Annotated in this window: 12 protein-coding genes; 4 read left to right on the forward strand and 8 right to left on the reverse strand. The window is 64.7% G+C overall.

Going from position 1 to position 14,292, the window contains the following annotated elements:
* The first annotated feature begins 41 nt into the window (after positions 1–41).
* Together ABE424_RS17150 and galE are read left to right on the forward strand one after the other, a co-directional pair.
* Complete coding sequence (locus tag ABE424_RS17150; protein ID WP_346492059.1) at positions 42–1,127, forward strand: hypothetical protein; 1,086 nt, start codon at positions 42–44, stop codon at positions 1,125–1,127.
* Positions 1,127–2,104, forward strand: a complete 978-nt coding sequence (galE, locus tag ABE424_RS17155) for a UDP-glucose 4-epimerase GalE (RefSeq protein ID WP_346492060.1) — start codon at positions 1,127–1,129, stop codon at positions 2,102–2,104. The genes ABE424_RS17150 and galE overlap by 1 nt, the downstream gene beginning before the upstream one ends.
* A 101-nt stretch (positions 2,105–2,205) precedes the next feature.
* On the opposite strand, the gene ABE424_RS17160 is transcribed toward galE, so the two are convergent.
* From ABE424_RS17160 to ABE424_RS17180, 5 genes are all read right to left on the reverse strand, one after another.
* Complete coding sequence (locus tag ABE424_RS17160; RefSeq protein WP_346492061.1) at positions 2,206–4,356, reverse strand: YjbH domain-containing protein; 2,151 nt, start codon at positions 4,354–4,356, stop codon at positions 2,206–2,208.
* Positions 4,356–5,147 carry a capsule biosynthesis GfcC family protein gene (locus ABE424_RS17165; protein ID WP_346492063.1) on the reverse strand — a complete coding sequence of 264 codons (792 nt, stop codon included), beginning with the start codon at positions 5,145–5,147 and terminating at the stop codon, positions 4,356–4,358. The genes ABE424_RS17160 and ABE424_RS17165 overlap by 1 nt, the downstream gene beginning before the upstream one ends.
* The gene (locus ABE424_RS17170) at positions 5,144–5,836 is read right to left on the reverse strand and encodes a YjbF family lipoprotein (protein WP_346492064.1); all 693 of its coding nucleotides are present in this window, start codon (positions 5,834–5,836) and stop codon (positions 5,144–5,146) included. Before ABE424_RS17170 ends, ABE424_RS17165 begins: the two co-directional genes overlap by 4 nt.
* Before the next feature lies 1 nt (position 5,837).
* Positions 5,838–6,941 carry a polysaccharide biosynthesis/export family protein gene (locus ABE424_RS17175; RefSeq protein ID WP_319210124.1) on the reverse strand — a complete coding sequence of 368 codons (1,104 nt, stop codon included), beginning with the start codon at positions 6,939–6,941 and terminating at the stop codon, positions 5,838–5,840.
* 85 nt (positions 6,942–7,026) lie between these two features.
* The gene (locus ABE424_RS17180; RefSeq protein WP_346492066.1) at positions 7,027–7,362 is read right to left on the reverse strand and encodes a hypothetical protein; all 336 of its coding nucleotides are present in this window, start codon (positions 7,360–7,362) and stop codon (positions 7,027–7,029) included.
* Positions 7,363–7,549: 187 nt separating this feature from the next.
* Here ABE424_RS17180 and ABE424_RS17185 point away from each other — a divergent pair, with 187 nt between their 5' ends.
* Positions 7,550–7,822, forward strand: coding sequence for a hypothetical protein (locus ABE424_RS17185; RefSeq protein WP_346479550.1), 273 nt, complete (start codon positions 7,550–7,552; stop codon positions 7,820–7,822).
* A complete protein-coding gene (locus tag ABE424_RS17190) occupies positions 7,815–8,219 on the forward strand; it encodes an RNA-binding S4 domain-containing protein (protein WP_346492067.1) in 405 nt (134 codons plus the stop codon). Before ABE424_RS17185 ends, ABE424_RS17190 begins: the two co-directional genes overlap by 8 nt.
* 69 nt (positions 8,220–8,288) lie before the next feature.
* Here the strand turns inward: ABE424_RS17190 and katG are convergent, their stop codons facing one another.
* From katG to mutS, 3 genes are all read right to left on the reverse strand, one after another.
* The gene (katG, locus tag ABE424_RS17195; protein ID WP_346492068.1) at positions 8,289–10,523 is read right to left on the reverse strand and encodes a catalase/peroxidase HPI; all 2,235 of its coding nucleotides are present in this window, start codon (positions 10,521–10,523) and stop codon (positions 8,289–8,291) included.
* A 203-nt stretch (positions 10,524–10,726) separates the two neighbouring features.
* Positions 10,727–11,332: a DUF937 domain-containing protein gene (locus ABE424_RS17200; protein WP_346492069.1), complete on the reverse strand. Its 606-nt coding sequence runs from the start codon at positions 11,330–11,332 to the stop codon at positions 10,727–10,729.
* A gap of 204 nt (positions 11,333–11,536) precedes the next feature.
* Positions 11,537–14,092, reverse strand: coding sequence for a DNA mismatch repair protein MutS (gene mutS, locus ABE424_RS17205; RefSeq protein ID WP_346492070.1), 2,556 nt, complete (start codon positions 14,090–14,092; stop codon positions 11,537–11,539).
* Positions 14,093–14,292 lie beyond the last annotated feature (200 nt).

Here is a 14,292-nt window from a genome sequence, read left to right on the forward strand (position 1 = left end):
TTAGGTTTGGCCAGCCCGGACCCGTCCGGAACGCGGTTTCCTTGTACTTCTGGGCATCGGTTGCTGCGTTTCTCCTGGTTCTTTCCATCTTCAAGCAGGAATTGATGCCGGCGAAGTTCTTCTACGATGCGCTGACCATTGATTCCATGATCGGAAGCGTACCCTTCTTCGTTCCCGGCGCATCCTACGCCAGCACCGCTTATTTCTATTCTCTGCTTGGTGTGGACGTAACTACGCAGTGGTTCATCGTTGTCTCCAGCTTTCTCGTGGTCATGACCATGGCGGCCTGTCTCAATCGGCTCGGCAGGTCCACGATCGACATCGCGGACGCAGTCATCGTAGTCTTTCTGTCCTTCCTGGCCATTACGTATGTGCCGTTCCTCAGCAAGGAGTTCATTGCGTTCCTGCCCACCATCGCGTTCTTCCTTGCCCTGCGCTTCGGCGTAAGGAGCGCGATCGCGTCATGGTTCGTCCTGGTCGTCCTGTACGGGCTGGTCTTCCGAACCTACTGGGTTCTGTTTGCCATCCAGTTCCTTCTTCTGTACTTCATTTTCGCGAAGACCCGCAGTATCAAGGTGCTCTTGATAGCGACCATGGCGTCGCTCTTCTGCATCACCATGATCCTCAGCTATGGCTTGGGCATTGATGTCGATTCGCTCAGGAACGACGTCAACGAGCGCCGACTGGATCAAGGTGTGGAAGACGCCAAGACCATGATTCAGCCATGGCTCGGTCAGGGAAGTCCGGTCAATACGTATTTCAATCTGGTGATCACGCTGGTGACGCTGATCATCCCCGTTCCGCTGGCTCTTATGTTCACGATCTATCACGGGTTCGTCTTCATCATGCTTTCGTGGATAGCGCGTGTCGTCGGCAAGCGTGCCAGGTCGTATACAGCAACGCGGTCGGCTGGGCGGGACGTGTTGTATGAGTTCAGCCTGGTTGCAGTCGTCGCCTTCGTCTCGATCCAGTGCATTTTCGAGCCCGATTATGGGAGTTACCTCAGGCATCTGAGTCCCTTCTATCCCTTCATCATCATTTCTGCATTTCGTGCTGTGCAGCGCGGCGTCGGCAACCCGTCCGCTCCCTCCAATGAGCAGCACGTTCAGTCTTTGGGGGTGAATTGATGGCTCGTATGCTTGTTTGTGGTGGCGCTGGGTACATCGGCAGCCACATGGCTCGGCTCCTGCGCCAGGAGGGTCACGAAGTGGTGGTGCTGGACGACCTGTCCACCGGGCACCGTGAGGCCGTGAAGTGGGGCCGGCTGGTAGAGGCAAATCTTTCGGACAGCGCTGCGTTGGATGCCGTGTTTTCGGAAGCCCGATTCGATGCGGTGTTCCACTTCTGCGCGAGATCGTTGGTTGCGGAATCTGTGGCAAACCCGTACGACTACTACTACAACAATGTCGCTGTAACCCTTTCGCTGCTGTCCGCAATGCAGCGGCACGGTGTCGACAAGATCGTCTTTTCGTCGACGGCCGCTGTTTTCGGACGACCCGTGACATCGCTGGTAGACGAATCGCATCCGCTGATGCCGATCAATCCCTACGGGCACACCAAGATGATGGTCGAGCAGGTACTGTCCGACGCAGCGCATGCCTATGGGGTGCGATCCGTGTCGCTGCGGTACTTCAATGCCGCGGGCGCCTCATCTGATGGCTCGATTGGCGAGGCCCATCGATGTGAAACCCATTTGATCCCGAATATTCTGAAGTCAGTACTGGCCGGTGGTGAAGCGCTGAGCGTGTTCGGGACCGATTACGAAACGCCGGATGGAACCTGCATCAGGGACTATGTGCATGTTGAAGACCTGGCGTCCGCGCATCTGCTTGCCTACTCTTTCCTTGAATCCAATGCCGGCGCGCACCGATTCAACCTTGGAAACGGCAACGGATTCTCGGTTCTGGAGGTCATCGCGGCCGCCGGGGACGTCGCGGGAAGGAAAATCCCCTTCAACGTGATGCCTCGCCGAGAGGGTGACCCTGCAATTCTGGTTGCATCGAGCGTCGCCGCTTCCACGGTGCTTGGGTGGCGACCCGAATGGAGGAGCCTCCCCACCATCATCGAGAGCGCCTGGCGTTGGCATTCAGATCCGGCATTCTGATGCGTCCCGGTGGGACACGCTGCCGGGCCTGACGATGGCTTTGCGTTGATGAAGGGCGATGGCCTGCATGCAGGCCACGCCGGATCAATCGGACGGTGTCGTCAGTCCGCGATCTTGTCGAAGTTTCGCTGGAGGAACCAGCTGTTTCGTTCGCTGGTCGCGGGATAAAGGGCGTACTTCCGGCCGAGCATCGCCCCACCATCACGAGTCAGGGGCTGCCACAGAATATTGGCGCTGCCCCGCGTGGATCGCGGCAGAACGGAGTCGAACGGGATGGAGAAGTAGATGCCCTTGTCGAAGCTGCCTTCGCCGAATTCGCGAGATGAAACATTCGTTTTGGTGAAGTAGGCGCCCATGGTCACGCCGTTGTCGAAGATGCGGGCTACGTCGAACGTGGCGCCCCAGTCGCCGGCAAGGTAACGACCGGCGCTCACCGAGGCAAGTACCCGTTCGTCTCGGCCAAACGCATAGTAGAGCGTGGTGTGGCCGGTCGCGACGCTGTAGTCGCGCAGGCCAAAGCCCTGGTCATAGTCACGTTGGCGCACCCAGTTGATGTTGGTGCCGATTGCCCAGCGTTCGCCCATCGGCCGGTAGAGGACCTCTCCGCCGACGCCGGCGTACATCCATTCGAGATAGCCAGCGTACGCCATGCCATACAGATCATTCCCAAGCTTCGCACTGGCGGTGAGCTGGAGATTCGGCATGGTCACATCTGATTCGGTCATGTACTGGCGAAGATCAGTGCGTACCCGCTGCAGGCGGCTGGGAGCGTCGTACTTGAACTTGTCATAGTTGTTGATGACGTTCGCGCGGACGGTTCCGGTAGCCCAGAAGTTCCTGGCCAGGAAGTAGCTGGCGGAGTAGTTCGCCGAAACCTGGTAGAGGATGAATCCATCCGGGCCACCAAGATTCTGGCCGTATCCGATATTGAACCCGCCGCCAAAACGCTGGAACGGGGCCTTGTAGAGCAGTTCGCTGTTGCGGTCGACGGGGGCGCTCAGCTCTGTCGCCAAGCGCAAGTCTTCGGTCGACGCGCGGTTCTGAATTCGGTCGACGAAGGTGTCACGCTCGACAGACGCCTGTGCGACCTTCATCCCCAGACGTTCATCCACGAATGTGAACCACTCGATCGTCTCGGGCGTCGAATTGTGAAGTATGCGCGCGGACCGGCCGATCCCCTGCGCCTGGTAGTAGTAGCGCGCCTGCTGACCGGTGACAATGAGCTCCTTGCCTGCCCTCGAAATGTCATTGACACGGAAGCCGGCATTCACGCGCAGTCTGCGCGCGACGTCGTCCCAGTCGACTGCGGCCTCCTCTTGAGCCGAGGGCTGCAGCGCGTCTGGAGCAGGCGTGGTCGCGCGTGGGCCCGTCAGTGGTTCAGGTGCAGGGTCGAAGATCTTCGGCATCGGCGGCGTATGGGCCGGGTTTCCGCGGAAGGTGATCGCGAAAAGCGCGGTATTGCCTCTTTCGAGCCCCAAGGCAAGCTGGATGTTCTTGGTCGCGGTGTAGACCGCGGCCACGTTGATGGGGGAATCCTGTCGCTGGTTGTTCCGCTGCGGCTCACGCTTGTAGTCGTTGCCATCGTACTCAACCTTCAGCAGCAAAGGCTCCCAAGGAGTCTGATAGCTGATGCCACCAAAGATTCCGACCGGTCCCCGGAACATCGCACTGGTGCTGAAGCTGCCCCAGCTCCCCGTTCCACCTCGTGATTCGAAACGATCGTCCACGTGGCGAAGGGGATTGGCGAAATCGCCTCGGTTGCCGATGTAGCCCGTCGCGATGCCGAGGCTTGCGTCGATGGGACCTACGTTCTTGCTGGCGACCAGGTACTCGCTCGAGAACAACCCTGTGCCGCCGACATCCCGCATGCCGAAAGCCAGCTGAGGAGTCCAGCGGGTTTCCTCCCACAGTCTCAGCTTGAAGTCGATCGACTTGTCTTTGTAATTCTGGTCGCCGCTCAACCACTCCGAGCCGTAGCGTCGATTCGCGACGGACATATAGCGGAAGGCGCCCTCAAGCCAGGGAAACGGCTGCATCGTTACGTTGTAGCGACTGTACGGAGACGTGTGGGACGCCGTAAACGCGATGTCCCCCTGCTCAGCCATGCGTGCAGTCGGCGTCTGCAGCAGGCCGATTACGCCCCAATCGCTTGCCGTTGGTGGTGGTGCTTCCTGCGCGTGAAGCGCGGCCGAGAGGCTGAGCGCCAGCAACGTCATGGCGATGGATGCGGGTCGGGTGCTGCGGAAGTGCATCAGGGTGCTACTCGTGCGTGGGGCAGCAACTGCGTTGCCAGGAACTCGGCGAACTGCGCGTTGAATTCGGGACTGATTCTGGAAACGGAGCGCTCGGCCACCGGGACGTACACCGTCCCTCCAGGGGCCACTGCCATGAGGTCCGAGCGGTTCCACAAGGCGATTCCTGCGATCTGGATCTGTCCGTCCGGCTGAATGATGTAGACGACATTCTTGTCCGCGGTGTCGTCGCTCGTGCAGTCGCGGACATAGCGGGTGACGTCCGCGGTCGCATCGTGCGCGAGCTCACAGGACTGCACCACGGCGCCAACAACGCGTACGGATGAGGGACGAGACGGATACCACAGGCTGTCGCCGGCCGCTGCCACAGGATTCTCGGACGGACGAATCTGCATCAGACGGGGCTCGAGGGCTTGCCAGACGCGCCCAGTCACCGGCATGTCGGTGAGATTCTCTGCCAATGCAGCCGCGCGCAGGCTCAGGTGCTGATCTGCGTCTCGCTGCATCATGTTGAGATCGAACAGAAGCCCCGCCTTCAGGCGAATCTGCTCGGCTCGGGCGCTGGCGCGCGTAAGCGCGGCGCCCAGAACATAAGCGTCATCAGACGGGGTGGCTGCGATGGCCGCTTCCGCGAGCCTCGCGCCTGTGGCGAGCGATTTGATCCCCGGCGCATTGACCGCACCCTCGACGGTAACCTCTACCGTGTCGGTCACGGGCTGCGCCGCAGCCTCATGTGCGACGAAGAAGGGGAGGGTGGAGCACAGGATCAGGCAGTAGCGCAGCATGGTCATTGGCCAGGGCGGTAGGGTTTGAGCTGCTCGATGTCCACGGCATAGCCGGGGGCGAGGTACTGGCGGCTCTTCCAGATGAACCCGGAGCGCTCATCCACCCAATAGATGTTGGTCTCGCGGAAGCCTGGTCCGGAGAGCTTTTCTTCGTAGCGCGCCAGGCTGAGTGGTCGCTCCAGGATCACCACCTTCTCGGTGCCGACCTTCGTGAGCGTGCCGGTCACCGGTACGCTCATTTGATACGACGGGATCCAGTCGTACTGGCGCTGCACCCGGGCCGTGCCCTGCAGTGCGCCGAGATCATCGAACGGCGACGGTCCGGTGATGCGCGCGGCATAGCTGCGGCCAATCCCCGACGTCGCGGTGACCAGGCCGTTGGGCTGCAGATAGAAGACCGCGTCGCCGCCCGCGATCCACGCCTGGCGCCCCCCATCGACGAAGCCGAGCACGAGGACGCCATTGACGTCCGGTGCGCGCAACTGCAGCTGTGGGAAGCGCACGGCCGCGACCTGGGCCGGGGTCGCGCTTGGCTTGGGAACGAAGATCAGCCGCAGCGCGTCGGCGCTGGAGCGGCTCACCGTGGTGCAGCTGCTGGTCATGGCGGCGAGGGCCACCAGCGCAGCGATGCCCATGGCGCGGCCCAACCCGCCACGCGCGCTGGAGCGCGTGGCGTCATGCTGCATAGGACCCATGTTAGTTCCCGACTTCGCTCTCGGTACGAGCGGCGGTGTAGAGGATGTTGGTGAACGGCAGCAGCTGGTTCACGAAGCGGTTCCAGCGCGTCACGCCGGCGGCGCCCACGAACACCACGTCGCCGGGCTGCAGCATGAACTGGCTGCCCACGGCGAAGGCGGTCGGCGAGCGGGCTTCCAGGTGATAGATCACCGACGGCGCCTTCTGCAGATCCTTCGAGCCCCGGATGACATACACCGCGTTGCCGTTGGAGGTGGCCTGGGTGAGGCCACGGGCGCGGCCGATCGCCTGGTTCAGCGAGATGTCGGAGGTGCGGAAGCTGAAGGCACCCGGCTGGGTGACTTCACCCACGACGAAAATCTCTTTTCGATCCAGATACGGCACGTAGATCGAGTCGCCGTTCTTCAGGTAGATCGGTCGGCCACCATGCTGGCGGGCGACGGTTTCGATGTCGATCGAGTAGGTGACGCCGTCGCGGCTGAGCTGGATGCCGGAGAGATCGGCCTGGCTCGCATTGAGGCCGGCCTGGCTGATCGCATCGGACAGCGTGAGCGGGGTCGTCGTCAGCGGGACCGAGGTCGAACGCTCGGCAGCGCCGGTGATCCAGACGCGCTGGCTGGCGTAGGTCAGCACCGAGGTATCCACCTGCGGTGCCTCGATGTACTTGGCCAAGCGCTGGGTGATTTCCGCACGAAGCTCGACCGGCGTCTTGCCGGCCGCCTGGACTTTGCCGATGTACGGGTAGAAGAGGGTGCCGTCGCCCTGCACCAGTCGCCCGGCAAGGTTGCCCTGCTGCTGGGAACCCGCAGGCACGGTCAGCTCCGGGTGGTCCCACACGGTGATGTACAGCATGTCGCCGGGGCCGACGCGATAAGGCTCGGCCTGATAATCCAGCAGTGCAGCCGGCAGGACCTGTTCCGCCTGCGACGCATCGTTCATGGCGATGAGCTTCGGCGTGATCGGGATCATCTCAAGACGACCATCCTCGCTGGAACGGGTCGCCGAAACGTCGCTGTGGCGCAGGTGTTGGCCAGGGGCCAGCATACAGCCGGACAGGAGCAGGGTCGCCGCGATGGCGGCCGGCAGGCACAGGGGCTTCATCATCATCTTCATCAAGGTTTTACGGCAGGCATAAAAAACCCTCGCCAAGCTTGGCCCGGCGAGGGCTTGAGTGCGGAACTAAGAGCGATTAACCGCCCGTGCCGCCGGTACCACCCGTGCCGCCCGTGCCGCCGGTACCACCGGTGCCGCCCGGACCACCGGGGCCGCCGGGGCCGCCGTCGGTGCCGCCCGGATCTTTTTCACCGCTCGAGCTGTCGCCGCCGATGCTGTACAGCACGGCTGCGGCTGCGATGGAGGCGCCCACGGTAGCTACGACCGCGGTGGTCGAGTATGCGGAGGCTTCGGCGCCTGCCACGTCGGTGGCGGTTTCCGGCTCAGCAGCGGGGGCGTCCTGCGGGGCAGCCATCACCGGAGAGGCGGACAGGCCTACCAAGGCCAGCACTGCGATCGTCTTCTTAAACATGAGGGGTCTCCTACTCCGTTAGGGAAAATAGCCCGTCTATGGTGACCAGCCGGGGCGCAAGAGTCAACCCGAACTGAATATGCGGGTGCCATCGACGGAACCCATCGAATGGAATTGCACGCAGCCGAGTGCACGCGGAAGATGGAATCTCCCCGTGGCGGGGCGCGACGCCTGTGGAGGCATGATGATGACTGCATCCGTGAACCCGGGTCGGACGATCCTGACGCTGCTCTTGATTGTCGGGGCCTTGGCCGCATGTTCCACCTCGGAGCGCCTGGGCGATACCCAGGTGCGCCCGATGGACCGACCGGAATGCCAGGTCGGCAGCCAGCGCCGCGATCTGGATGCCGGGGTGCCGGCGCTGATCGGCGGTACCGGTTGTCGTGGAACGCCGGACGCTCCGCAACCCCTCAACCGACAACCGGCCAATGCCGTGGAGCTGGGTAGGAAGCATGACTGACGCAACACCGGTGGCCGCCGTGCGGCTGGACGTGTGGCTGTGGGCCGCACGGTTCTTTCGGACCCGCAGCCTGGCCAAGCAGGCGGTGGAAACGGGCAAGGTCGATGTGGCCGGGCAACGCCCGAAATCCTCGCGCGCGGTGCGCGTGGGTGAAGCGCTGCAGATCAGCCGTGGCGATGAAGTGTTCGATATCCAGGTGCTTGGGCTCAGCGAAATGCGCGGTCCGGCACCCGTGGCGCAGCAGTTGTATGCCGAGAGCGAGGCCTCACTGGCACGCCGGGCGGAACTGCGCCTGCAGCGCGCCGCGGCGAAAAACGGGTACCAGCCGCCGGAGCACAAGCCGGACAGGCGTGCGCGTCGGCTGATCCGTGCGCTGGGGGATCTGGACGCGCTGTGATCTGCATGCTGCACGCATGAAAAAACCGGGCCATGCGGCCCGGTCTCTGTGTGTGCCTACGGTGGTGAATCAACGCAGGTCGTAGCGGTCCAGCTCCATCACCCGCGCCCAGGCGGCCACGAAGTCACGGACGAACTTCTTCTCACCGTCCGCGCTGGCATACACCTCGGCCAGTGCACGCAGCACCGAGTTCGAGCCGAACACCAGGTCCACCCGGCTGCCGCTCCAGCGCGGCGCGCCCGTGCTGCGGTCGCGGCCGCTGTAGCCATCGCCCTGGGCTACCCATTGCGTGCGCATGTCGAGCAGGTTGACGAAGAAGTCGTTGCTCAAGGTGCCGACGCGATCGGTGAACACGCCGTCCGTGCTCCCGCCGACGTTGGTACCGATCACCCGCAGGCCCCCGACCAGTGCGGTCATCTCCGGCGCGGTCAGCGTGAGCAGCTGCGCACGGTCGATCAGCAGCGCTTCGGCAGGCACGTTGTAGCGGCCCTTGACGTAGTTGCGGAACCCGTCGGCATACGGCTCCAGCACCGCGAACGACTCCACATCGGTCTGCGCCTGGCTGGCATCGGTGCGGCCGGGGTTGAACGGCACGCTGACCTCATGGCCACCGGCCTTGGCCGCCTGTTCGACACCCACATTGCCGGCCAGCACGATCAGGTCGGCCAGCGAGACCTGCGCGCCGCCGTCGCCCTTGAAGCCGGCCTGGATCTTCTCCAGGGCGGCCAGCACCTTGCCGAGCTGCTGCGGCTGGTTGACCGCCCAGTCCTTCTGCGGGGCCAGGCGCACACGTGCACCGTTGGCGCCGCCACGCTTGTCCGAGCCGCGGAAGGTGGAGGCCGACGCCCAGGCCGTGGAGACCAGCTCGCCCGCGCTCAGGCCGGCCGCGGCGATCTGCTGCTTCAGCGTGGCGATGTCCTGCGCGCTCAGCGTGGTCTGCGGTGCCGCCGGCACCGGGTCCTGCCAGACGAATTCTTCGGCAGGGATCTCAGGACCGAGATAGCGTGCACGCGGGCCCATGTCGCGGTGGGTCAGCTTGAACCATGCGCGGGCGAAGGCATCGGCGAAGGCCTGCGGGTCGGCCAGGAAGCGACGCGAAATCTTTTCGTACGCCGGATCGACGCGCAGCGACAGATCGGTGGTCAGCATGGTCGGTCGGTGCTTCTTCGACGGATCGTGCGCATCGGGAATGATCGCCTCGCTGTCCTTGGCGACCCACTGGTGCGCACCGGCCGGGCTCTTGGTCAGCTCCCACTCGTGGCCGAACAGGATCTCGAAGAAGTCATGGCTCCACTGCGCCGGGGTGCGCGTCCAAGTCACTTCCAGGCCGCTGGTGATGGTGTCGCCGCCCTTGCCGGTGCCGAACCTGTTGGCCCAGCCCAGGCCCTGGCTTTCCAGCCCGGCCGCTTCCGGTTCGACATCGACATTGTCGGCCGGGCCGGCCCCGTGGGTCTTGCCGAAGCTGTGCCCACCGGCGATCAGGGCGACGGTTTCCTCATCATCCATGGCCATGCGGCCGAAGGTGTCGCGGATGTCGAACGCCGCCTTGAGCGGATCGGGATTGCCGTCCGGGCCTTCCGGATTGACGTAGATCAGGCCCATCTGCACGGCCGCCAGCGGATTCTCGAGGTCGCGCGAGTGGATGTCGCCGTCGGCGTCATCATCGGAGACCAGTACGCCGTGATCCTCCTCCACGCCTTCGGAACCGTGCGCGTACCGCACATCGCCGCCGAGCCAGGTGGTTTCGCGGCCCCAGTACACATCCTGGTCCGGTTCCCAGGTATCCGGGCGGCCACCGGCGAAGCCCAGCGTCTTGAAGCCCATCGATTCCAGCGCGACGTTGCCGGTCAGCACCAGCAGGTCGGCCCAGGAGATCGCCTGGCCGTACTTCTGCTTGATCGGCCACAGCAGGCGGCGTGCCTTGTCCAGGCTGACGTTGTCCGGCCAGCTGTTGAGCGGAGCGAAGCGCTGCTGGCCGCGGCCGGCGCCACCACGTCCATCGCCGATGCGATAGGTGCCGGCACTGTGCCAGGCCATGCGCACGAACAGGCCGCCGTAATGGCCGAAGTCGGCCGGCCACCAGTCCTGCGAGTCGGTCATCAAGGCCTTGAGGTCGGCTTTGAGGCCGGCGTAGTCCAGCCCCTTGAAGGCCTGGGCGTAGTCGAACGTCTCATCCAGCGGATGCGAGCGGGTCGAGTGCTGGTTGAGCAGGTCCACCCGCAGCTGTTTGGGCCACCAGTCGCGGTTGGTGGTGGCATCGCCGACGAGGGCGTGGTTGAACGGGCACTTGGCTTCGCTTTTCATGGGTATCTACCTGTGGACTGGCGAACGTGGAAACCACCGGCGCGGGGGAGGCGATGGCGACGTCGGAAACGTGGTGCCTGGCCATGCGGCCGTGGGGCGCCGCGATGTGAAGGCGTACCCACACGTTAAGCACTGTCGTTCATTCAGTACATTCGAATGAATCAACCAATGCGATAGGCGCAGGCTATTTCCAGCGCCTGTCCTCAGCGCTTGCCGAACAGACCGCCACCGAGCTTGAGCAGGTCGCCTACGCCGAGCTGCCCATCGCCGTCCTGGTCCAGCACCGAGGTCAGCAGGCCGCCGCTGTTGGCGCTCTGCGCTTCCTGGCCCAGGGCCTGGCTGAGCTGGCTCGGGTTGCCGCCGCTTGCGAAGCGCTGGGCCAGATAGGACATGACGATCGGCGCCAGAATCGCGAGCAGCTGGCTGGTCTTGCTGCTGTCCAATCCCGTCGCCTGGCTCAGGCCCTGCGTCGCGCGGTCGGTGTTGCCGCCGAACACGTGGCCGAGGATGCCGGCGCCATTGGTGGCATTGCCGCCGCCTCCGCCGAGCACGCTGCCGAGCAGACCGCCCAGATCGAAGCCGCCGCTGCTGGCGGGGGCGTGGTCACGCTGCAGGGCACCGAGCAGGGCCTGTGCACCCTGCGGTTCCTGCGCATTGCGGCCCATCGCGCCGAGCAGCAGCGGCAGGGCCGCGCCGATCGCGCCGCTGGCCTGGTTCTGGTCGATGCCGAGCTGCTGGGACACCTGCTGCAGGCCTTGGCCCTGCTGCAGCTGCTGGAAGAGGGACGCGGCAAGCGATTCGGTATTCACGGCGGACTCCAGGGCAGGGATGGGAACCGGCCGAGCATAGCGCTGCGTTCACTACGGGAATGCGAAGAATTCACGTGGGGCGTATGTGGACACCCGACCAACGGTCGGGTGCTACCGGTTTTGTGTGGAGCCGGCCAGCGGCCGGCACTACCACACCGCCGTGGTAGGCCACGACCGTTGGTCGTGGCCATCCCGGAGGCTCCGTCAGAGCAGCGTCTTCAACCGGTACAGCGCTTCCAGTGCCTGCTTCGGGGTCAGCTCGTCCGGATCGATCGCGGCCAGCGCGTCCTGCGCGGCCGTGTTCGGCGCGTTGAACAGCCCGAACTGCTGCGGTGCATCCAGCGCCTGCGCGGCGACCACCGCAGACTGGGTCTCGTGGCTGCGCTGTTCCAGCTCGGCGAGGCGACGCCGCGCCTGGGCCACGGTCGACTTCGGCAGGCCGGCCAGCGCGGCCACCTGCAGGCCGAAGCTGCGGTTGGCCGGACCGTCCTTCACCGCGTGCATGAACACCAGGGCGTCGCCATGCTCCACCGCATCCAGGTGCACGTTGGCGATGCCGCTGGCGCCGCCTTCGTGTTGTTCGTCGGCCAGTGCGGTCAGCTCGAAGTAGTGCGTGGCGAACAGCGTGTAGCAGCGGTTCTGGTAGGCCAGATGCCGCGCGACGGCGTCGGCCAGGGCCAGGCCGTCGTAGGTCGAGGTGCCGCGGCCGATCTCGTCCATCAGCACCAGCGACTGCGCGCTGGCGTGGTGCAGGATGTAGCTGGTCTCGGCCATTTCGACCATGAAGGTCGACTGCCCGCGGGCCAGATCGTCGCCGGCGCCGATGCGGGTCAGGATGCGGTCGATCGGGCCGATCACCGCGCGGCGGGCCGGCACGAAGCTGCCGATGTGCGCCAGCAGCACGATCAGCGCGTTCTGGCGCATGTAGGTGGATTTACCGCCCATGTTCGGGCCGGTGATCACCAGCATGCGTCGGTCCGGATGCAGGTCCAGGTCGTTCGGTTCGAAGGGCTGCTCGCGCACCGCTTCGACCACCGGATGACGACCGCGTTCGATCTTCAGGCAGGGGGCGGTTTCCAGTTCCGGGCGCGCCCAGTCCAGCGCCTGTGCGCGTTCGGCGAAGCCGGCCAGCACGTCCAGTTCGCTCAGGGCGGCGGCGCACTGCTTGAGCGGCTCCAGCCCGCTGGCGAGGATGTCCAGCAGCTGCTCGTACAGGAATTTCTCGCGGGTCAGCGAGCGTTCGCGCGCGGACAGCACCTTGTCTTCGAACGACTTCAGTTCTTCGGTGATGTAGCGCTCGGCATTGGTCAGCGTCTGGCGGCGCGTGTAATGCACCGGCGCCTTTTCGGACTGGCCCTTGCTGATCTCGATGTAATAGCCGTGCACGCGGTTGTAGCCGACCTTCAGCGTGGCGATGCCGCTGCTGATGCGCTCGCGTTGTTCCAGGTCGATCAGGAACTGGTCCGCATGCGTGGAGAGACGACGCAGCTCGTCGAGTTCCGCATCGTAGCCTTCGGCGATCACACCGCCATCGCTGAGCTTCAGCGGCGGCGTCGGCGCGATCGCGCTGGCCAGCAGGTGGGCGCATTCGTCATGCGAGCCCAGTGCATCGTGCAGCGCGACCAGACGCGGCGAATCCAGCGGCGCGAGCACCGCGCGCACCTCGGGCAACAGGCCCAGGCCATCGCGCAGCGTGGAGAAATCGCGCGGCCGCGCCGAACGCAGGGCCACGCGGGTGAGGATGCGTTCCAGATCGCCCAGGGCGCGGAAGGCGTCGCGCACATCGCCCTCGGCGCCGCGATCGATCAGCGTGGCGACCGCATCGTGGCGATGCACCAGCACCTCGCGCAGGCGCAGCGGGCGGTGCAGCCAGCGCCGCAGCAGGCGCCCGCCCATCGGCGTCACCGTGGTATCAAGCACGCCGAGCAGGGTGTTGCGGGTATCGCCATCGACGCGCGTATCCAGTTCCAGATGCCGGCGCGTGGCCGCGTTCATGGCGATGGCTTCGCTGGCGGTTTCGGTGGCGATCGCGGTCAGGTGCGGCAGGCGCTGTTTCTGGGTTTCTTCGACATAGCCGAGCAGGGCGCCGGCGGCCGCGGTGGCGCGTGGCTTGTCGTCGATGCCGAAGCCGGTCAGGTCGTGCAGCTTGAAGAAACTCAGCAGCTGCCGGCGGCCGCTGTCGGCATCGAACAGCCAGGGCGCGCGACGGCGGATGCCATTGCGGTACTGCAGGAAGGCGGGCCAGTTCTCTTCATCGGGCACCAGCAGCTCGGCCGGCTCCAGGCGGGCCAGCTCTGCCTCCAGCGCATCGTCCGAATCGACCTCGTTGACCAGGAAACGGCCGCCGGCCAGGTCGGCCCATGCCAGGCCATAGCCGTTCTTCCCCCGCGAGAGCGCCATCAGCAGCGTATCGCGGCGCTCGTCCAGCAGCGCCTCATCGGTGACGGTGCCGGGGGTGACAATGCGCACCACCTTGCGTTCCACCAGGCCCTTGGCCAGCGCCGGGTCCCCGATCTGTTCGCAGATTGCCACCGACTCGCCCAGCGCGACCAGCCGCGCCAGGTAGCCTTCGTAGGCATGCACCGGCACGCCGGCCATCGGGATCGGCGCGCCGCCCGAGCTGCCGCGCTGGGTCAGGGTGATGTCCAGCAGCCGCGCCGCCTTGCGGGCGTCGTCGTAGAACAGCTCGTAGAAGTCGCCCATCCGGAAGAAGAGCAGCAGGTCCGGGTAGTCGGACTTGGCGGCGAAGAACTGCTTCATCAGGGGGGTGTGCTCGGCAGTGCTCTTCGGAGATGAGGTTTTCGGATTGGAATCAGTGGTTTGCAAGAAGCGTCCTTACGGCATGTAGTGGTCAATCCGGGTCACTGGCGGCAAGTAACGGTGTTCTTTGTTGCGCCGCAGTTGCGGCGGTCACTCAAACGGGATCAAACTGATGTTGCGACGGACACACAGCGGATCGA

This window comes from Stenotrophomonas sp. TWI1149 (assembly GCF_039673155.1).
GTDB classification, from domain to species: Bacteria; Pseudomonadota; Gammaproteobacteria; order Xanthomonadales; family Xanthomonadaceae; genus Stenotrophomonas; species Stenotrophomonas maltophilia_AA.